The organism is Bacillus sp. NMCC4 (genome assembly GCF_002998555.1).
In the GTDB taxonomy this organism is placed as follows: Bacteria; Bacillota; Bacilli; order Bacillales; family Bacillaceae; genus Bacillus.
The window spans coordinates 25,321-46,688 of record NZ_PVRA01000015.1 but is presented as its reverse complement, the minus strand read 5'-3'; the positions used below and the strand labels follow the sequence as shown (position 1 = coordinate 46,688).

General features: G+C 42.6%; 17 protein-coding genes, 2 tRNA genes and 1 pseudogene. All 20 read right to left on the bottom strand.

Annotated features, from left to right (window positions below):
- Positions 1-23: 23 nt before the first annotated feature.
- Positions 24-932: a peptidyl-prolyl cis-trans isomerase gene (locus C6Y02_RS18750; protein WP_034665753.1), complete on the bottom strand. Its 909-nt coding sequence runs from the start codon at positions 930-932 to the stop codon at positions 24-26.
- A 46-nt stretch (positions 933-978) separates the two neighbouring features.
- On the bottom strand, positions 979-1,854 hold the full coding sequence (gene hslO / locus C6Y02_RS18745; protein ID WP_060595365.1) for an Hsp33 family molecular chaperone HslO: 876 nt from the start codon (positions 1,852-1,854) through the stop codon (positions 979-981).
- Positions 1,855-1,869: 15 nt separating this feature from the next.
- Positions 1,870-2,646, bottom strand: coding sequence for a type III pantothenate kinase (locus tag C6Y02_RS18740; protein ID WP_106031947.1), 777 nt, complete (start codon positions 2,644-2,646; stop codon positions 1,870-1,872).
- 162 nt (positions 2,647-2,808) lie between these two features.
- Entirely contained in the window at positions 2,809-4,710 is a 1,902-nt protein-coding gene (gene ftsH, locus C6Y02_RS18735; RefSeq protein WP_106031946.1) for an ATP-dependent zinc metalloprotease FtsH, read from the bottom strand.
- A 95-nt stretch (positions 4,711-4,805) separates the two neighbouring features.
- Positions 4,806-5,345: a hypoxanthine phosphoribosyltransferase gene (hpt, locus tag C6Y02_RS18730; RefSeq protein ID WP_003217950.1), complete on the bottom strand. Its 540-nt coding sequence runs from the start codon at positions 5,343-5,345 to the stop codon at positions 4,806-4,808.
- Positions 5,342-6,764, bottom strand: a pseudogene (gene tilS, locus C6Y02_RS18725) (tRNA lysidine(34) synthetase TilS). Before tilS ends, hpt begins: the two are co-directional and overlap by 4 nt.
- Before the next feature lie 96 nt (positions 6,765-6,860).
- Positions 6,861-7,868: a protein kinase domain-containing protein gene (locus C6Y02_RS18720; RefSeq protein WP_106031945.1), complete on the bottom strand. Its 1,008-nt coding sequence runs from the start codon at positions 7,866-7,868 to the stop codon at positions 6,861-6,863.
- Complete coding sequence (locus C6Y02_RS18715) at positions 7,852-8,589, bottom strand: vWA domain-containing protein (protein ID WP_034665741.1); 738 nt, start codon at positions 8,587-8,589, stop codon at positions 7,852-7,854. The genes C6Y02_RS18720 and C6Y02_RS18715 overlap by 17 nt, the downstream gene beginning before the upstream one ends.
- A gap of 77 nt (positions 8,590-8,666) precedes the next feature.
- Positions 8,667-11,150, bottom strand: coding sequence for a stage II sporulation protein E (gene spoIIE, locus C6Y02_RS18710; protein WP_066031449.1), 2,484 nt, complete (start codon positions 11,148-11,150; stop codon positions 8,667-8,669).
- A gap of 203 nt (positions 11,151-11,353) precedes the next feature.
- Positions 11,354-11,425, bottom strand: a tRNA-Glu gene (locus C6Y02_RS18705).
- A gap of 26 nt (positions 11,426-11,451) precedes the next feature.
- Positions 11,452-11,525 (bottom strand) — tRNA-Met (locus tag C6Y02_RS18700).
- A 177-nt stretch (positions 11,526-11,702) separates the two neighbouring features.
- Complete coding sequence (locus tag C6Y02_RS18695) at positions 11,703-12,101, bottom strand: S1 domain-containing RNA-binding protein (RefSeq protein ID WP_003217901.1); 399 nt, start codon at positions 12,099-12,101, stop codon at positions 11,703-11,705.
- Between the two features lie 82 nt (positions 12,102-12,183).
- On the bottom strand, positions 12,184-12,558 hold the full coding sequence (locus tag C6Y02_RS18690; RefSeq protein ID WP_003217952.1) for an FtsB family cell division protein: 375 nt from the start codon (positions 12,556-12,558) through the stop codon (positions 12,184-12,186).
- Between the two features lie 18 nt (positions 12,559-12,576).
- Entirely contained in the window at positions 12,577-13,215 is a 639-nt protein-coding gene (gene yabQ / locus C6Y02_RS18685; RefSeq protein WP_060595359.1) for a spore cortex biosynthesis protein YabQ, read from the bottom strand.
- Positions 13,212-13,520 carry a sporulation protein YabP gene (gene yabP, locus C6Y02_RS18680; RefSeq protein WP_034665732.1) on the bottom strand — a complete coding sequence of 103 codons (309 nt, stop codon included), beginning with the start codon at positions 13,518-13,520 and terminating at the stop codon, positions 13,212-13,214. Before yabP ends, yabQ begins: the two co-directional genes overlap by 4 nt.
- 74 nt (positions 13,521-13,594) lie before the next feature.
- The gene (locus tag C6Y02_RS18675; protein ID WP_008341839.1) at positions 13,595-13,855 is read right to left on the bottom strand and encodes an RNA-binding S4 domain-containing protein; all 261 of its coding nucleotides are present in this window, start codon (positions 13,853-13,855) and stop codon (positions 13,595-13,597) included.
- Complete coding sequence (gene yabN, locus C6Y02_RS18670) at positions 13,852-15,336, bottom strand: bifunctional methyltransferase/pyrophosphohydrolase YabN (RefSeq protein ID WP_106031944.1); 1,485 nt, start codon at positions 15,334-15,336, stop codon at positions 13,852-13,854. Before yabN ends, C6Y02_RS18675 begins: the two co-directional genes overlap by 4 nt.
- Positions 15,326-16,930 (bottom strand): putative polysaccharide biosynthesis protein, encoded by a 1,605-nt coding sequence (locus C6Y02_RS18665; RefSeq protein ID WP_106031943.1) that lies wholly within the window; start codon positions 16,928-16,930, stop codon positions 15,326-15,328. Before C6Y02_RS18665 ends, yabN begins: the two co-directional genes overlap by 11 nt.
- Positions 16,931-17,122: 192 nt before the next feature.
- Complete coding sequence (gene spoVT / locus C6Y02_RS18660) at positions 17,123-17,659, bottom strand: stage V sporulation protein T (protein WP_003217990.1); 537 nt, start codon at positions 17,657-17,659, stop codon at positions 17,123-17,125.
- A gap of 139 nt (positions 17,660-17,798) precedes the next feature.
- The gene (mfd, locus tag C6Y02_RS18655) at positions 17,799-21,332 is read right to left on the bottom strand and encodes a transcription-repair coupling factor (protein ID WP_060595356.1); all 3,534 of its coding nucleotides are present in this window, start codon (positions 21,330-21,332) and stop codon (positions 17,799-17,801) included.
- Between the last annotated feature and the right edge of the window lie 36 nt (positions 21,333-21,368).

Sequence of the window (21,368 nt, the reverse complement as noted above, 5' to 3'; positions counted from 1 at the left end):
TTCAAAAAATTTTGTCAATGCTTTTAGTCCTGCTCGCCATCGTAAAACCATGTGACTTTTGCTTCTTTCCACAGGGTTTTGACATTCGCCTTTTCACCTAGGTCTTCCATGGCAATCTGCCTTTTGATCTGATCTTTGACTTCTTCATAAGAGAAGGAGCGGCCATCTAATTTTTCTTTTAGTTGAATAATGGCATACCCGTTTTTGGTCTCGATCGGTTCTTTTGTCCATTCGTCTGGCTGAAGCTTTTGAGCTTCCTGTATGTATAGGGCTGGTATACTTTCTTGTTCTTCTGTCACAAACCCAAGATCTCCGCCATATGGAGAGGTGTAGCGGTCAATGGAGCGTTCAGCTGCCACCGCTTCGAAGCTAGATCCGCCTTTCAGATCCTTCAATACATTTTCAGCTTCGCCTTTTGTCTTCACGACGATATGACGAATACGGTATGAATCATCATATTGATATAAGTCCTTGTTTTTTTCATAAAAGGATTTCGCTTCTTTTTCAGAAACGACAGCATCTCTCGTTAAAAGCTGCTCTAATAAAATTTGATAACGAATCTGTTCTTTCCATTCCTTTTCACTCGTATGTCCATCTTCGTAGAAATTATTAGATACCGCTTTAAGCATGAGCAATTCACGATTGATCTCTTTTGAAGACACCTCAAGCTTGTTTTCTTTCGCAAGCTGATTGACCACCTTCTGATTAATCATTTGCTCAAGTGTTGCCTTGCCATAGCGGTCTTCCATCTTCTTTAACCATTCTTGACGCGTCACCTTCTCTTTTCCAATCGACGCAATTTCTTCACCGCTCTTCCCATTTGAAGAAGCCTGTGACATTTGCGACTTTGTTAATACATATGCAATGACAACGGCATTGATCATAAGCAACACGAGGATAAATGTCCATACCACTCTTGCTTTTAGTCTCATTTTTCGTCTCCTTTCCATTCTAAAAAGAAAACCCGCTGCTTAGAGCTTAGCGGGTTATTTCTTCACGTAGCTCTTCTAGCTCTTCTTTTGTAAATACATACGTTTCGTTACAAAAATGGCATTGAGCTTCTGCTTGTCCGTCTTGTTCAATCATGTCGTCAATTTCGGCTTTCCCTAGGCTGATAATGCCATTAGCAAAACGTTCTTTTGAGCAGTTACAAGAGAATTCGACAGGTACAGTTTCTAAAATTTGAGGTTTTTCTCCGAGTACTTCTTCTAAAATTTCTTCTGGTGTCATCCCTTTTTCAATGAGTTTAGAAATAGGTTCAATGGTTGAGAGCCGCTTTTCTAGTCTTTCGATGACAGCATCTTCTGTTCCAGGCAGCAATTGAATGATGAAACCGCCTGCTGCAAGGATCGAGTTATCTGGATTGACCAGAACCCCTACGCCTACAGAGGAAGGCACTTGCTCAGAAGAGACAAGATAATAAGTGAAGTCATCTCCAATTTCACCTGAGACGATCTCCGTTTGTCCTGTAAAGTGATCTTTCAGTCCGATATCTTTGACAACACTCAACGTTCCAGATGTCCCGACTGCACGTCTGACATCCAGCTTGCCATGTTCATTTAAGTCAAAGTGGACTTGTGGGTTTGAGACATATCCGCGCACCTGACCTTTTGCGTTTCCATCAGCAATGATGGCACCGATTGGTCCACCGCCTTCAATTTTGACCGTTAGCTTATTTTCGCCTTTCAGCATAGCACCCATCATGACTGTAGCTGTCATTGTTCTGCCAATCGCTGCTGATGCTGTTGGCCATGTATGGTGCCTTCTTTGTGCTTCGTTGATTGTATCTGTTGTGTTTGCAGCATATGCTCGGACTTTTCCGTCATATGCTAACGCTTTAACTAAGTGATCCATTCGATTTTAAACCTCCTATAGTACACCGACACGATTACGTTCATAAATAAGTTGAAGTCCTTTTAATGTTAAGAACGGATCGACAATATCAATGCAGTCTGATTCATTTCCAATCAATGTTGACAAACCGCCTGTTGCAATGACTTTCGGTGTTTGTTTCGATTGCTGCTTCATCCGTTTCACTATTCCCTCGACTTGCCCAACATATCCATAAAGGATGCCGGATTGCATCGCACTAATGGTGTTTTTTCCAACAATGTGATCTGGACGGACAATTTCAATTCTCGGCAGCTTCGCCGCTCTTGTATATAAAGCCTCTGTTGAGATGGTAATACCAGGTGCAATTGCCCCACCCATGTATTGTTTTTGTTCATTGATATAGCAGTAGGTTGTCGCTGTGCCAAAGTCTACCACAATGAGAGGTGCCCCATATAGGTGAATCGCCGCTACTGCATTCACAATTCGATCAGCCCCGACTTCCTTTGGATTGTCACACATAATGTTTAATCCAGTCTTCATTCCAGGCCCTACAATTTGGGGTGTTAAGTGAAAGTACTTCTCGCACATTCTTTCTAGTGCAAACATCATTGGCGGGACAACAGACGAGATGATAATTCCTTCTATTTGATCAAACATCAGCCCCACATAATCAAATAAAGACCTGATGGCCATACCAAATTCGTCTTCTGTTTTATGACGGCTTGTTTCAATTCGCCAATGGTAGTTTAGATCGCCGTTATGATAAACACCTAAAACGGTATTTGTGTTTCCTACATCTATCACGAGTAACAACTTCATCACCACTTTGAATAGTTTCTCAAAAAGAGCATTTTTCGACTTTCTATCATACCATACACGAATTGAGTTCCATTTGTAAACAATTCGAAACTGATCCATTTAGGAATCGAAATAAAAAAAGCTGCCGGTGATCCCGGCAGCTTTCACAGAAGGAGATTAGATCTCCTCATCTTCTTTTTTCTTGATGTTCACTTTCACATCATCGTTTTTCTCTTCGTCATCCGCGTATATACGCTCTGGAAGCTTTCCAGTTTCGTAAAGAGATTTAATTTGCTCAGCATCTAATGTTTCAACTTCTAGAAGAGCTTGTGCGATAATTTCTAGCTTATCTTTGTTCTCAGTGAGAATTTGTTTCGCACGTTCGTAGCTGTCCTTGATGAAACGCTGAATTTCTTGGTCAATCTCGTAAGCAATGGCTTCACTATAATTCGGCTCGTTGTTAAAGTCACGGCCTAGGAACACTTGACCACCTTGTGCTTGACCGAACTGAAGCGGACCAAGCTTATCAGACATACCGAACTCAGTAACCATTTTTCTTGCAATGCCTGTTGCACGCTGGAAGTCGTTGTGAGCGCCTGTGCTTACTTCACCAAACGTAATTTCCTCTGCAACACGACCGCCGAGCAAGCCGACAATTTTATCAAGAAGCTCTGGCTTCGTTTGGAAATAACGGTCTTCTCTTGGAAGCATGACCGCATATCCGCCTGCCTGACCACGAGGAACGATCGTTACTTTATGCACCATGTCCGCTTCGTCTAGGATAAGTCCAATCACAGTATGACCTGCTTCATGGTAAGCCACGATATTACGTTCTTTCTTTGAAATGACGCGGCTTTTCTTCGCCGGTCCAGCGATGACACGGTCAGTCGCTTCGTCGATATCACGCATATCGATTTTCTTTTTGTTATGACGGGCAGCAACTAGCGCTGCTTCGTTTAGTAAGTTCTCAAGATCTGCTCCAGAGAACCCAGGTGTTCTGCTTGCAATGGCTTTCAAGTTCACTGTATCATCAAGCGGTTTGTTTTTCGCATGAACCTTCAGTACTTCTTCACGGCCAATGACATCTGGTCGGTCAACCGTAATTTGACGGTCAAAACGTCCCGGACGCAGCAATGCAGGATCTAGGATATCTGCACGGTTCGTCGCAGCAATGATAATAATACCTTCGTTCGCACTAAAACCATCCATTTCAACAAGAAGCTGGTTAAGCGTTTGTTCACGCTCGTCATGACCACCGCCAAGACCGGCTCCACGCTGACGACCCACTGCATCAATCTCATCAATAAAGATTAAGCAAGGTGCATTCTTTTTCGCATTTTCGAATAAATCACGTACACGTGATGCACCGACACCGACGAACATCTCGACGAAGTCAGAACCACTGATGCTGAAGAAAGGAACGCCTGCTTCTCCTGCAGATGCTCTCGCAAGCAATGTTTTACCTGTACCTGGAGGTCCTACTAGTAAAACCCCTTTAGGTATTCTTGCGCCAAGCTCCGCAAATTTACGTGGGTCCTTTAGGAATTCAACCACTTCTACAAGCTCTTGCTTTTCTTCATCTGCACCGGCAACATCTTTAAATTTCACACGTTTCTTCTCTTCTGTGTAAAGCTTCGCCTTACTCTTACCAAAGTTCATAACACGGCTTCCACCGCCCTGAGCTTGGTTCAATAAGAAGAAGAACAGGATAAAGATGATGATAAACGGAATGATGGTGGTCAGAACTTGCAACCATCCATTTGTTTCAGGTGCTGGTTCTACTTTTACATCTGTATTCTTCAGTGCACTGTAAATCTGGTCAACACCTTGACCATCTGGAACATGGGTAATGAAGTATTGATCTTTCTTCGCGCCATCTAATTGACCACGAATTTCATAAACCCCTCTTACAGGCTGAATGGAGATACTCTCCACTTTTCCCGCACTTAGATTTTGCGAAAATTTGCTGTAAGACATGTTCTCAGGCTTTTGATTAGGGGATCCTAACCAACTGACTACCCCTATCACAAGTAATAAAATAAGTATATAAAAAATCGTATTACGAAAAACCCGATTCATTCCTTACCTCCTCCCACAGTAAGCACAACTATGTTCAATAGTATCATAGAAAATCATTCCAATACAACCAATAACCTCATGTATACGTATGCTGATTAGCCTTCGTAAACAGATGGTTTTAACACTCCAATATACGGGAGGTTTCGGTAACGTTCAGCGAAATCCAATCCATAGCCGACAACAAATGCATCTGGCACTTCAAATCCAACATAATCTGCTTTGATGTCTGCTTTACGACCGCTTGGTTTATCAAGCAATGTCACAATTTTTATGGAATTTGCTTTACGGTATCGGAAAAGCTCTACCAGATAGCTCAAAGTTAACCCACTGTCGATGATATCTTCCATAATTAAAATATCTCTTCCTTCAACAGAAGTATCAAGATCCTTAATGATCTTTACTTCTCCTGAAGATACGGTAGATTTTCCGTAGCTAGATACATCCATAAAATCAAGTTCTAAATATGTATCAATGTGTTTGATCAGGTCTGCCATGAATGGAAGAGCCCCTTTCAAAACACCAATAGCCAGGGGAAATTTACCATCATAATCGCTGGTTAATGTTGCACCCAATTCCTTCACTTTTTGCTGGATCTCTTCTTCTGAGATCAAAACCTTTTCAATATCTTGTTTCATGCTTTTGCTTGCCCCCTACAAATTTTCATGCTGTCTATATTGTAATACAATGAGATCGCTGTTTGTCATATCAATTTCTTCAAAAACGGATTTTTTCAGACCTGGGATCCAGATGATTTGATGATCCGAGTCAGTGACGATCGGCCAGCTGTCTCTTTCTGCAAGAGGCACTTTTTTATCAATAAATATATCCTTCACCTTTTTTGATCCATTCATCCCTTTAAGTTTGATTCGATCACCATTTTTTCGTGAGCGAATGATCAAAGGGAGACGAACATGATCTTTTTGAAGCAAGAAAAAATGGTTTCCGTTCCGTGCATCCTTCGGAACATGATTTGATACCACGATAGACTGCCCATTCGGAAGGAAAAGCTCCTCTCCAAGCTCACCCTTTAAGTGAAGAGCATAAGACTGGTCTAGTACAAGCGATCGTTCAAAGGTAAACATACAGTAATCATAAGACTTGACAGCTTGTAAACCTTTTGGCAAATCTAATGATCCAGACGGTTGTTCGGTATGAGATAACCAGTCCAAAGTCCCTAGAATATGCTGGTTTGAAAACGCTGATTGAGTGTTTTCATAAAGATAGTTTAATATTAGTTGAATGCCTCTTCTTTGTAAAGGCAAAGGCAGGTCAAGCAAAGGCTTCGTTTTGATCTTAATTTGCTTAGGCGATTGATTCGTTATCACTTGGTTCATTTGTTCCTTTGTTAATGCCTGCAAGTATTGCTCATCCTCAGTCAGCATGTCACTTACAAACTGAAAGCTTTCATGTACATGAGGTGCCTCTTCTTTTAACACGGGAAGAATGTGTCTTCTTATCCGGTTTCTCAAGTAGTCATCAGTGTGATTGCTTTGATCAATGACATAGGGAATATGTTCTTTTTCACAAGCGGTCAGCACGTCGTCCTTGGAATATCCAATGAGCGGCCGAATCAGCCATCCATCTTGAAAAGGACGTTTTGCTTGGATACCGGCGAGTCCTATTCCAACAGTCCCTCTCGCAAGTCTCATCATCATTGTTTCTACTTGGTCGTCTCCATGATGTGCAAGCGCTATAAATTGAGCGTTGTATTGCTCCATCAATTGACGAAAGAAAGCATATCTGCACTCCCTTGCAGCTGCCTGTTTGTTTAAGTGGTTTTCTTTTGCATATTGGGTGACCTGTATGCGGGCCGATTCAAAAGGAATCTCTTGCTCCTTGCAGTAAGCCTCAACAAATGCCAAATCAGCAAAGGATTCTTCTCCTCTGAACATGTGATCTACATGGGCTGCAATCAGCTGATAGGAACCTTTTCGACGTTTGTTTAGTTCGTGCAGTAAAAGCATGGAATCTGGTCCGCCAGAAACCCCGACAATGACTGTCGTATTTTCAAGGTAAACATCATGTTTTTTCAAAAATGATTCAATTCTATTCACAACTTCCTCCTCACAAAGAGCAGGTAATTTAAAGATATACATATCCTATCACTTTCAGTAGCTCCAAGCAAAGATGAAGCCTGCTTTTTTACAGGTCTATAGCAGGAACAAAACTACATATGCACAGTAAAGAGCAAGTACACTGCACACGATCAGAATAGTTTCAAAAAGCCCGCCTGATTTTTTACGTACTGGTGTTCTTTTTGCTGCTGCAACTCTCGATCGTGAAGTCACCTGTTGATTTTGTTGAACAGCGGGCTTTTGCCCGTTTTTTTGCTGTTGCTTCTTTTGACTCGCTTTTCTTGAAGCGATCAGCTGTCCTTCTTTCAGCATCGCACTCTTCATAGCCGCCGCTGATTGATATTTACCTTGTAGAGCAGCCTTTAACACCCTTTCATAACGCTTTAATAAAGGATGTCCTTCAATCGCTCTGTAAAGCTGCTTTTCCGGTTCTGCTCCTTTTTTGAATTCTTTCTTATACGCACAATTCACCATCACCATACTTAAGGCAAACAGATCATAGGATGGCTCTGCCTTTCTTGTGCCGAATCCCCAATAACCTCGATCAAAAAACTCTGTATACTCCTTGATCGCCCTGCCTGCTTTTGTCGTTCCTCCTACATCAATGCACCGGATCGCGGCTGGGGGACCTGACACGATGAGATTATCTGGCTTCAAGTCACCAAAAATCCAGCCTTCCTGATGTAAATGAGCCAGGTTAGATAAAAGCTGAACCATTAAAACGACGATCCACTCATCACCTTTTTGTTTTACAAATTCAAGCAGTAACGGGCCTCTGACATACTCCATCACATAAAAGGAACGCTTTTGAAGCATACCGGGATAAATCGCATCATCCATATCATAAAAAGAAGGCCCCATGGTTTTCACAGGAGCCTTAGAAAAGGATTTTAATACATTGACTTCAGATGCAATGAGCATACTGTCATCACTCACTTTAAGGGCTACTTGACCATTTGGCGATTCGGCTAGATAGACAATACCGTTCGCCCCTTTTCCCAGCTCTTTTACAATGCGGTAATGATGGTGATGCCATTTCCCTTGAATCACCGTGCCTAACGGAATGTTAGAAGCCGAATTCATTATCATGCTCTTCCTTTGCTTCAAGCAGCCCTTTACGCGAACGAACTGATTTGAAATGCTGGAGTGCTTCTCGAAGCGCTGGTCCAGTTGGAGTAATTCCTCCCGTGGTCAGTTTCGGGAAAATAGATGATAACGAATCGAATCGAGGCGTCCAATTCAACACAATTTCAGCATCTGAGTTTTTCCCGGGAAATATACACATCCCAAACTGATTTTCACCAATCCTTGAATTTAAACTAATAGAGAGATCGATGAGTGCTTCTTTAACGGTCGGCAGCTTCGGTTTCATACTTGCACTTGTATCAACAAGCACAAGTACTTGAAGATGAACCGTCTCTCCTAACTCATCAACTACTTCCATCACTTCCCCACGCTTATCAGGCGGAAGCTCTTCAATTTCAGTGTCTTTGCCAAGTATTTGCTGCAATTCTTTATTCACAACACCTTGTAAGGTTTGTGTCATCGCTTTTTTTGTGACCATTTGTACCGTTTGAGATAACTGCTGGACGTAGACAACCTGATGGATGCCTCCGCCTGCGAGGGCAATCCCCTCGACTTCTTTCATCGCTTCATGATCGTGTCTGTTTTCCTCCATAATGCCAATGACATTGACTGTAATCCCTTGTTCTTTTGCCAATGAGGCAATCGCAAGTGGATCTTCCCCGTGATTTGAGCAGCCATCTGTAATCAATAAGATTTGGTTTACGTGACCTTTTCGCATCTTCATTCCTCCTGGGATCGTAACTGAATGCTTTATATCCCCATCATCGCCAGAAGAAATTCATATTATACGATATTTTAAGAAATCTCTTGTTTCTCAAGATAGAATGTACCAGTCGGAATGGATGCCCATTTTGGTGTGTTGTGATCAAGCCTGATGACAACAACCGTCATATCGTCGTCAATTTGACCCGCTCTTGTTCGAATGACCTCTTCCATTAATAAATCAGCAATCTCTTGCGGATCTTCTGTTTTAAAGCTTTTCATTTTGCGCTTCACCCACAGATCATGATTTTCAATATGCTTTGGTCCTTCGAAAATGCCATCACTCATCATAATCAGCAGATCTCCTGCCTTCATCTGTTCACTCACTACCTCCACTTCAAATTCATCAATAATCCCAATCGGTAAGTTGCTCGCTTGTACCTTCATCACCTGATCACCCCGTTTAATAAAGCTGGGTGTTGAACCAATCTTGAGGAACTTACAGCTCGCATCCTGTAAATCAATAATTGATAAATCTAATGTAGAATAGATTTCATCCGTCGTTCGTAAAGATAAAATACTATTAATGGTTTTGATTGCCACTTTTTCATTGATACCTGACGCCAATATTTTTTCTAACAGCTTAATCGTTTCATTGCTTTCAAAATGAGCCCTTGCTCCATTGCCCATTCCATCACTAATAGCTGCGGCATATTTGCCCGCACCCAGCTCCATCATGCTGTAGCTATCCCCAGACACTAACCCTCCGCCTTTCGCTGCATGCGCTACGCCTGTAGCCACTCGATATGATTTTGCAGAGCCGAATACAACGTGGCAATAACCTGTTGGGTGCTCTGCACACTGCTCTGCTTTGACTAAAATCTGTTCTTCTAAAATATCTGAGAGCATGGGAGCGATGATTTTTTCACATTCACCATGTCCTTGGCAATATGGGATTCTCATTTCAATATCGACATTCCCCTGCTCCAAGCTATAAATTTCTACTTGCTGAATTTCAATCCCAAAGTGCTGAAGTGCTTCTATCATCTGCTCTTCTTGAATAAAATGCTGTTCTCTTTCTCGTTTTATTTCCCGGGAAAAATCCTCCATCACTTGTGAGACCCCCATCAGCTGTTCGGCTACAAGTCGTCTGCTGTCTTGGACCTTTTTCTTCAGAGTCTGGTTGGCTTTATAGTAAGCGATCTCCTCTTCAATCAATTCCTCGACATGTTTTGATTTTGAGCAGTGCTGGCTAAATTTCTTCTTCAATTTCCGGTTATGCTCGTAGGTTTTTTCATCAGATTCATGCATAACTTGTTTCATCAGTTCATAGGTTGTATCAAAGTTCTGCACCCAGCATTTATTTTTCTTATAGCACGTTTGACAGGATCGTTCTGTGATCGTACTTAAAAAAAGATCTACATCCTCTTCCTGCTTCTTTTCTTCAGGAATGGATTCGTAAAATGTCGCAAAACTCTCAGACAGCGCATGAAATACATTAGAAAATTGGTCTACCTTTTTTGCTGTCACATCTCGTACTTTCCGGGCGTATTGCTGCTGTTCCTGTACATGCTCTACCGTACCAGGAATATATTTCGCTACCTTAGAGGTCACTGATTGTGGCGTGAGTAAGAAGAGCGCAACCGCAATAAGTGATTCATACAGCGTGGTCACGAGACCTGCTGATCCTTCTCCGTATAGGGAAATAAGTAAGGAACCCACAATTAAGCCAATGGCTGCGCCTGCTTTCTTCCCCTCTTTCAGCAATCCCCCTAATAAGCCTGAAAAGGCAAGAAGACTCATCTGATAAAGGTTTCCGATGTTAGCGAGACCGAGAATTAATCCTGTCACGACACCCACCGTACAACCAATACTGGCTCCTCCAATAAAGGCAAAGCTCAGCACTACATAACGTGACAAAATATGCTCTGCCTGCATCCCTTGAAATGTGATACCAGCCAGACCTGTTAAAACTGAGGCAATTAAAATCATAAAGCAAATAATTTCTTCAACCTTTAAGGAGTGTTTGATTTTCCTGACTGTAAAAATCGGCAGGCTTTGAAGGAAAATCAGTGTCAAAATGAAGGCAAGTCCTGCTTCAACACCCGCCATGACGTAATCGTAGCTTTGCATAGCACCTTGCTCTAGGTAAACAAATGCTCCTCGGGTGATCAGCATTGACAGCACAATGACAACCGGCAATGTTTTCACTGGGTCTTTGATGATGAAAGAAACCACCTTGGACATAAGGAGAAACACGATCAACGACGCAAACACAAACAATGCGTTTTGAGGTGATATCGTCATGGCTCCAGCGAGTAAAGCGAGACAAGCAAGCATGGCCTTATCTCTTTTGATAAGCAGCATGGAGCCGAAGAAAGGCAGAGCAAACGGCATAATTTCAGATAAAATAAAGGCTCGTCCTAATAAAAAACCAAGTACAACATAAATAAACCCTTTATAGAAAAAAAGAGAATGCGTGTGATGAAGAAACAGGTTTTTCATCTTTTTTAACCCTGCACTGATTCTTTCAAACCCCGCTCCTGTTAAATCAGTTCTTCTTTCTAGTTTTTCCATCTTTTCATCCCCCACCTGATATTCGTTGCTTGTCATTATAGCGAAGGTGAAAAAGAAATTTTGTCAAAAGAAGTTGTCGTTTCCATAAAACGTTCGACGCTTTATTCGTCAAAGAGGCATACTTTCATGAAAGTCGATGTCTTTCATCAGAATTTTACGAAGACACAAAAAAACAGCCTTCCTAAAGAAAGCTGTTTTGAAGATGACCCGTACGGGATTCGAACCCGTGTTACCGCCGTGAAAGGGCGGTGTCTTAACCGCTTGACCAACGGGCCTTGCTTTTATGTTCTACTAAAAAGGATAGCGGCGGAGGGGATCGAACCCCCGACCTCACGGGTATGAACCGTACGCTCTAGCCAGCTGAGCTACACCGCCATAATAAAAATGCGCTAAGAAGCACAAGATCTATAATACAAAGGAATCGCTTGTCCGTCAATAGGAAGTTCTAAATTAAATGAAGAAATCTCAAAAAATGTCGTATGGATCAAGAAAAAAAGCACCTGCGGACAGCAGGTGCTTTGTTGTGAAAGATATATAGAAAGCAGCAACAAGTTAACCTCTTCTTGCTCCGCGTCCCCCACGTTTTGATTCCGTGTTACGTTTTAAAGATGTTAAGCGGTCTTCACTATCTTTTAAGAATTTGTTCATTTTTTGCTCAAACGATTCCTTCGGACGGAAATCATTTCTGCTCGGTCTTGATTGTTGTTGTTGAGGACGATCTTTTGCTTTTTTAATGGACAAGCCGATTTTACCGTCTTTTTCAACGTTAATCACTTTCACTTCAACTTGTTCACCGACTTTTAAATGCTCATTAATATCTTTTACATAGTTATCGGCTACCTCACTGATATGAACGAGACCAGTTGAACCGCCTGGCAACTCCACAAAAGCTCCAAAATTTGTAATGCCCGTAACTTTCCCTTGTAACTTGCTGCCAACTTCAATCGACATAAAAAAAGTGCTCCTCCTTAGACTTATAAAAAAATCTCATTTGTTCAATTATACATAAACTGAATTTTAAGTGTCAACAAGGCTAATCGCTCTTATTGCCCACATCAAAGATTTTTTCGCCTTTTTTGGACATATAATAGTCTCGTCGTGCCAGTTCGAGTACGTATTCTTTGCTTTTCAGCTTTTTAATTTCATCAGAAATATCTTCCTGCTTTGTTTGTAATTGCTTCAATTCTTTTTCAAGCGCAACCTTCTTCTCTTCTTTTTCCTTTAATGAGGACGATTGCGACCAGAGGGCACTTGTCACCAAGACAGCAAACATGAGCACAATCACACCAAACACGGTAAGCCTTCTAAGGAGTCCACGGCGTTTGCGTTTTAAGCGCTGTGCTTGCTGTTCCATTTGTTTTTGGTAATCATTTTGAATTTGTGCGATATTTCTTTTTCTCTTGTTCAAGGTTGAAGGCCTCCTCTCTTACTTTGTCCAGAATTGTTTCCATTTCGTTTTGATGGTACCAGATAATTTCTTGGTCCCTTGTAAAATTCCTGCTCCTTTAGAGAAAAACAATCTCATTGATGTTCGCCATTTTTCGGGAATCCGATGAATAATGGTCACATTAAGTAACCAGATGAGCGGATAACAAACAATGGACAGCACCTTCCACACGAGCCGAAACGTAAAATGAACAAGACGTAAGAGCAAGTGGAGCAAGAACATAATAGCACTTATAATCAATGTCAGCAGCCAGCGGATTGGCTGGAAGACGATGGACATGACCAGCCGTTTAAGGACGAGAGCGGTCTGATACACACACATCATCATAAACTTGAGAATGTTCATATACAGCTGTTTCATCAATGCCTGATACATCGAAAAACCTAGTGCAACGGCTAGAAAGATATAAAGCCTGAATTCTCCTTCATTTGTCAGCAGCAGGACATAAAAGAATAAGAGGCCCTGTACCAGCCAAAAAAGGAGATCGTGTATAACCAAAAGCCATTTTGCTGTCTTTTCCCGATTCACAAACAGCTTGTACGTATCAAGCGATGCGCCCAGCCAGATGCCCATCGCTACCATCGAAAGCATCGTATAAAACTGGACTGTCAGCGTCATTTAAACAGCTTGCTAAAAAATCCTTTAGCTTTCTCCCCGTGCTGCTCATCTACATAAATTAAGTCAAAGACACGCCCTTTGATCGATACAACGCCTTTTTCGACGTCTAGGTTTTTCATTTGCAGATTTTCTCCACGGATAGCGAGAATCCCCATGACCGTCTCAAGCAGAAATTCTTCATTATCAAAGCTTTCCACCTGTTTGACACCGGTAATATCTAAATGCTTTCTGTTTCGCATTGTGACATTGTGCTCCGCTTCTGATGACAGCTTCGTGCCTTGAGGTTGATTATAATATTGATTCATTTATACATCCCCCATATCTCATACTTGCATTGTTACTGCATTGTATGTGACAGGAGGATCATTTAGAACAAGCCCTATTCTGCTGTTTTTTCTTCTTTTAGCACAGTATACATGCCAGCGGCTTCTTCTTTTTTCGTCGTGTCCTTTAACTCGTTGACTTGAACCGTCACAAGTTTTTGACCAAAACGGATTTGAAGCTCGTCTCCTTCTTTCACGTCAGAGCTGGCTTTCGCCTGTGTGCCGTTAATAGAAATTCTGCCTTGATCAGCTACTTCTTTTGCCAATGTTCTTCTTTTAATTAAACGGGACACTTTTAAAAATTTATCTAGTCTCATGTATGCTCACCTCTTTCTATACGTTTGGCATCGTTCCATAGATCGTCCATTTCCTCTAGCGTTAAGTCATCTAATGAACGTCCCATGTCCTTTGCTTTTTGTTCGATATGCTGAAAGCGACGCATGAATTTTGTGTTGGCGGAAGCGAGTGCCGTTTCAGGCTCTAGCTGATAGAACCTTCCAATGTTGACGAGAACAAACAAAAGATCTCCAAATTCATCTTTCATCTGCTTCGTTGCACTTTCGTCCGGCTTCTCTGCCACTTCAACGAGAAATTCCTGCTTCTCTTCTTCGTATTTGTTCCAAATATCTTTCACATCTGTCCAATCAAAGCCTACTTTGGCGGCTTTCTTTTGGAGCTTATATGCCTTTGTTAGTGCTGGAAGCGTCGCCGGGATGGATTGCAAAATGGAGGCTGCCCGCTCCGGCTTCTCCTGCTGCTTGATTTTTTCCCAGTTGGCGACCACATCTGCTGCTTCAGAAACATTTGTGTCACCAAACACATGGGGATGTCTACGAATCATTTTTTCTGTGACATGCTGGATGACGTCATCAATTGAGAAAAAGCCGTCATCTTCACCAATTTGGGCGTGAAGTAACACCTGCAGCAGCACATCTCCGAGCTCTTCCACCATATGGTCTGGATCATCTTCATCGATCGCTTCAAGCAGTTCATAGCATTCTTCAATTAAATATGGTTTAAGTGACTCATTGGTTTGTTTTTGATCCCATGGACAGCCGCCCGGACCTCTTAATGTACGTATGACGTCACGGAAAGTGTCAAATTGTTGAAAAAGCAGCTTTTCATCTTGAATCGGAGGTACATAAACACTCGTTAAGTTATTTATCGACACATCTCGATCAAGTTCAAATAAAGGAACGGCAGTAATCTCTTCCTGACTGCTTCCAGCCGCAGTCACAATATAGACTTCATAATCGTCAGGAAGCTTTTCCATCAGCGTGAGTTTCACATTCGAAGCGGTCAGCTGATCATATACCTGACAAATGAGGACATGCTGGGTCAATTTCAGATCGTCCGCTCTCATATCTCCTGCATCAACGAATTGTAATCCCTCGATTGGGTCAATCTGCAAGGAGTTAAACGTCGCATCCAAAAAGCTTTGTCCACCAGCAACAGACACCTCAATCCCGCGCTCTTGCTGCTGAGAAACTAATAGCTGGACGGTCTTTTCTGCGACAAATGGGTGTCCTGGTACTGCGTACACAATATCCTTTTCCGCAGCCTCTGTAAATAAAATTTCAGTGATTTCCTGATAGACCGAATCAAACTGATCGTGTTTTTCATAAATTTCATCAAAAAAGGTCAGCGATGAGACCTCCTGCATCAACTCTGCGGTAAGCGGATGATCCTGCGTTCTCATAAATACTTCTTTCGCCTGCTTCAGCTGCTTGTATACACCGAGCGTCAGCTGATCCATGTCGCCTGCCCCGAGACCGACGACGGTAATCTTACCTGCCATTTCGATTCCCTCTCATCTGTTTAAAATATAAAATCTTTTCTCCTAATGGAATGAGTCTCCATTCCTCGTCCGTAAATACTTCTAGCTTAAGAATACTATATAAAAAGGCGAAACCACCAATAAAAACTGACGTCAGGCTCTCTAAAACGAAAAAAGGACGTTTTTCAAAGGGAATGACCCAAGAAAACAGTGCCTGATACCCTATTAAGACAATGGCCATGAAAGCAGCCGATAAAAGAATTTTCACTGGGAACAGCTCTCTCAACGAAATCCATCCTTTATGCCTCAAATAAACGGCATTGAGCAGAGCCGCAGCGAGAAAACCACATACGGTTGACCATGCGGCACCGTAGATGCCAAATAGCGGGACAAGTGCAAGCGTTAGTATCCATTTCACCAGCACACTGAGAATCACCACAACAGCCGGATACACAGTATGCCCGAGCCCTTGAAGTAAAGCTGCTTGCGTAATCGCAATCGATGTAAATGCGATGGAAATACAGAATATTTGCAGCGCATCGGTGCCTAAGTCATTACGAAAAAGCATGGTATTGACTGACGCTAGAATACAAATCAGCCCAACTGCTGAACCAATCCCTAAAACCGACGTGGTCTTAAACGATGTACGCACTTTTTGCCTTATCGTTTCATGCTCTCCATTCCTCATGGCCGCCGATAAAAATGGCACAAGAGAGGTTCCGATGCTAATGGCAAACACCGTCCCTAGCTGTAAGAACGGCTGTCCTCGGTCATACACACCTTTTGCCGCTTTTGCCGCGGCTTCACTCAGACCCTCACTGCGCAGCAACGCATACAGATGAAAGGCATCAACCATTTGCATCCATAAAATGAGCAATCCGCTGACACAAATCGTGAATGTATACAGCACCAAACTCTTCAAAACATCCTTTTTCCGAAGTGTCGCCTGTTTGCTTGTCATACTTGCAGCAGGCTGTTTCCGGTATGTCAGCCAAAGAAAAAGAAGCAGTATAAGCGAGGCCGCACTCCCCGCTATGGAGGAGAAGACCGCACCCGCCCCTGTTTCATAAAGCGAATAGCCGCGCCTCACGAAATAGAAGGATAAAACAAGCAGGACGCCTACCCTGATGAGTTGCTCCACCAATTGAGAAATAGCCGTTGGAAGCATCATACCGTCACTCTGAAAAACTCCCCTCAGCATCACGGTAAGCGGAAGAAATAAAAACACGAAAGCACTCATTTGGATGAGCAGGATTAATTGACTGTCCGCCATAAGGCTCGCAATTCTGCCTGCTCCTATGTAAAGACAAAGAAATAAGACCAAGCTCAGTAAAGTGATATAGACCAAGGATACCCTTGTAATGATCCTTCGATTCTCTTCCCCATGCTCACTCAGAAGCTTGGACACCATGACAGGAAACCCTGTGGTGCCGAGCATGATGGCAATGCCAAGGAAGGGATACACTTGCTGATAAATATAAAACCCTGTGTCTCCTACGATGTTCTGGAACGGAACACGATAAACGGCACTTAGTACCTTTGATAACAAGCCTGCGATGGTCAAAATCACCGCACCCTGGAAAAGCCAATGCGGCTGATTCACAGCATTTTTCATGGATGACTCCTTTAAAAATAGATCTACAGTTAAACGCACTCATTATATCATACGTGAATGAAAAGCCGTTTCTTTCTAAGGAGTAGACGGCACATTCCTCGTTTTGTTTCATCCCATATAAAAAACGCCGACAAAATCAAATGATTTCATCGGCATTCTTTCATTTTATCTATATGATATAGAATATTAGACCTAATGTTCCATTTGACGGGCTAAGAAGCCAGCTGCCGTTTCTGCCGCTTTATGCTCCACTTCTCCCATTGAACGCTCTTTAGAAAATAAGACGACGGCGCCAATCGGATCTCCGTTTGCAACAATAGGTGCAATGGTATAAGCAGATACGTCATCATCAATACCATCGACAAGTTGAATTTCTTTTTTGCTTTCTTCTAATACAGAATTACGCTGGTCCATTGTTCGTTCAAGTAAATCACTGATGGATTTGTTTAAGTACTCTTTTTTCGAACTGCCGGATACAGCAATATACGTATCTCGATCACAGATCAGGATGGAATGACCCAAACTGTCGAATAATGCATCAGCATATTCCTTCGCAAAGTCTCCTAGCTCACTAATCGGCGAATATTTCTTCAAAATCACTTCTCCATCGCGGTCGACGAAAATCTCAAGCGGATCTCCTTCCCGGATGCGCAATGTTCTGCGAATCTCCTTCGGAATAACCACTCTACCTAGATCATCGATGCGGCGTACAATTCCAGTTGCTTTCATTCACTGCTGCCTCTCTTTCGTTTGATGATGTGTTGGGTGAATGGAACAAAAGCGTCCACTTTATGCAACATTCACCACTTGACCCTGAGTTTAGTATCCGTCACATCAAACGTAATATACACGAGAGACAAACAAAATTTTATGAAGATGGAATGGTTTCTTTTTTCACTTCTTGAAGGCCTCGAAGCATATTCAGAACGATCTCAAGCCATTCCTCAGTCTTCTTGCCTTTCGTTTGAACAGAAATAATCAGCTTGCTGCCTTCCATTCCCAAGCCTATATCACGACCATATTTACTGCTGAGCGCAAATAATTTTTGACCGTCGATTTCACTGCTTGCTTGCTCTTCAAGAGTAAGCCTGACAATGCCTTTCTCCATCTTGATCAGTTCGACACGTTCCTGCACTGCGTATACTTTCATCGTCGCAATCGTGAACAAGTCCGCCACTTCTTGCGGATATTCACCAAATCGGTCGATCATTTCATCTTGAAGCTCTTTTCGCTCTTCGATTGATCCAATCGCTCTGAACTGTTTATACATCTCGATCTTTTGCTTCCCATCCGAAATGTAAGTGTCCGGGATGTAGGCATCGATTTGCAGATCGATTTCCGGTTCGAATTTATCTTGAGCCGTTGTATCGCCTCTTCTTTCCTCAATGGCTTCTTTCAGCATTTGAGAATAGAGGTCGAATCCAACAGAATCAATGAATCCATGCTGCTGTGCACCAAGTAAATTTCCTGCTCCTCGAATCGTTAAATCACGCATCGCAATTTTAAATCCTGATCCGAGCTCTGTGAATTCTTTAATAGCTTGAAGTCTCTTCTCTGCTACTTCAGACAGAACTTTATCTTTTCGATACGTGAAATAAGCATATGCGACACGATTCGAGCGTCCTACTCGTCCTCTTAGCTGGTACAGCTGAGAAAGCCCCATTTTATCCGCATCGTGGACGATGAGCGTGTTCACATTTGGAATGTCGACTCCCGTTTCAATGATGGTGGTACTGACCAATACATCTGATTCACCTTCAAGGAAATTGATCATCACTGATTCCAGCTCGTTCTCACTCATTTTCCCATGTGCATAGCTGACTTTCGCGTCTGGGACTAGCATGGAGATTTCATCTGCTTTGCGTTCAATATCTTCAACACGGTTGTAAAGAAAGTACACTTGACCGCCGCGTGCTAGTTCTCGCTCAATCGCTTCTCTGACTAAAGCGCCATTGTACTCGACCACATAGGTTTGAACAGGGAAACGGTTTTCAGGCGGTGTCTCAATAACCGATAAATCCCGTACGCCAAGCATAGACATATGCAGCGTACGCGGAATTGGCGTAGCCGTTAATGTCAGTACATCGATATTGGCTTTCATCTGTTTAATTTTCTCTTTATGCGTCACACCAAAACGCTGCTCTTCGTCAATGATCAACAAACCTAAGTCTTTATAGACAATATCTTTAGAAAGCAAACGGTGTGTGCCGATGACCATATCAATCGTTCCGTTTTTCAGCCCTTTTAACGTTTCGGTTGTTTCTTTTCTTGTACGGAAACGACTCAGCTGAGCGATTTTGACAGGGTAGTCTTGGAATCGGTCCATAATCGTGTCAAAATGCTGCTGCGCTAAGATGGTTGTCGGTACAAGCAGAGCAACCTGTTTTCCGTCAGCAATGGCTTTGAAGGCCGCTCGAATCGCCACTTCTGTTTTTCCATATCCCACATCTCCACAAAGTAGGCGGTCCATTGGACGCTCCCGCTCCATGTCTTGTTTGATTTCGTGAATCGAACGGATTTGATCATCTGTTTCCTGGTAAGGGAACGCTGATTCAAACTGGCGCTGCATCTCATGATCAGGCGAGAAGGCATACCCTTTGCTTGCCTCACGTTCCGCATACAGCTTAATGAGATCATCTGCGATGTCCTGTACAGATGTTTCCACTTTTTTCTTCACACGTTTCCAATCGCTGCCGCCTAGTTTGTACAGCTTTGGTTCTTTACCTTCTGATCCGACATACTTCTGCACCTGATCAATTTGTTCAACCGGTACATAAAGCTTGTCGCTTCCTTGATAATGAATATTTAAATAATCTTTATGAATGCCGCCGATTTCAAGCGTTTCAATTCCTAAATACTTACCGATTCCGTGGTTAATGTGCACCACATAATCGCCGACTTGAAGCTCTGAATAGCTCTTAATTCGCTCTGCATTGGTCAGCTTTTGCTTACGTGCCTGCTTCTTCACACGTTTCTTGAAGAGCTCGCCTTCTGTGATCACGGCAATTTTCGATAACGGCAGTTCAAAGCCTGTTTGCAGCTCACCTTGTAAAATATACACCTGTCCGCTTACAAGCTCGGCGTCCGGCTTGGCAAGAGCGGCTTCAATGTCATAATCATGTAAGACAGAAGATAGTTTATCTGTCCGCTCTTCATCCGCACCTAAGAAGACAACTGTATATTGTTGTTTTTTGTAGCGTTCAATTTCACTCGCAAGCACATTCATCTGCCCGTGGAAATTCTGCATTTGCTTACTAGATACATTGACGATATTTTGTGGATTTGTCTGCTGGACATGTCTCAGGAACAAGGAGTAGTACAGAATAGACCGCGATTGCTGATTGATCAGTTGTTGGAACGGGAAAGAAAGGGATAAATCATGAAGGATATTACCTTCTTCAAGCAGGCTAATTGTCCAATCAGCTTCTTCCTGTTCAAGCTGTTCTTCCATCTCCTGAATTCTGCTAATTTCATCTAAAATAATAATCGTATCCTGTGATGTGTAATCTAGCAAACTAGCAGGCTTTTCATAGAAATAGGACAGGTACTTCGTCATTTCCTGTGTCACGATACCTTCTAGCAGCTTCTCTCGATCAGCAGAAATATGTTGATGAAGCAGTTCTTTTTGCTGGTCTGAGTTAAATTTCTTTAAGCTCTTCGCAAGTCCTTGATCAAGCTGTTCAATGGCTCTCACTCGTTCAGAACCTCTCACAATCAGCTCTTTTGCGGGACCGATTTTAATCTCTTGAAGTGTTTCTAATGAACGCTGTGTATCTGAGTGGAACGTTCGAATCGAGTCTACTTCTGTATCAAACAGCTCAATACGGATCGGATGATCTTCCGTTAACGAATAAATATCAATGATTCCTCCGCGCACACTAAAATCTCCGGGCGCAGCAACCATCGACGTCCGGTCATAACCGATTTGTACAAGTTGTTTTGAAAACGCCTCCAAATCAATTTCTTCACCGAGCTTTAAATGGATCTGACTCTCCTTCCAGAGCTCAACTGGCGGAAGCATTCTGCGCACCGCTGCAGCCGGTGTGACGATAATGGGGTTTTCTCCATTCGCCAGCCGGTTCAGAACATCTAGACGCTGTGCTCTGAGCTCAGGGCTGGCAACGGCAATTTCTGAAGCAATGAGTTCATTAACAGGATAAAGAAGGACCGAGCGATCTGAAATCACACTGGCAAGATCATCTGTTACCTTCTGCGCTTGATACAAGTTGTGAGTCACAATAAACATCGGCCGCTTAAGTTCGTCTGATATAGCGGCTGTAAATAAAGATCTGACGGAGCCTGATAGTCCGGCGAGCAGCTGTTCTTTTAACCCTTCCTTTAGCCCATTAAAAATGGACTGAAAATCATCACTTTGTTTGATAAATGATTGTATATTTTTCATTTGGCTCCTCCTCCCTGCTTGTTTAAAACAGAAAAA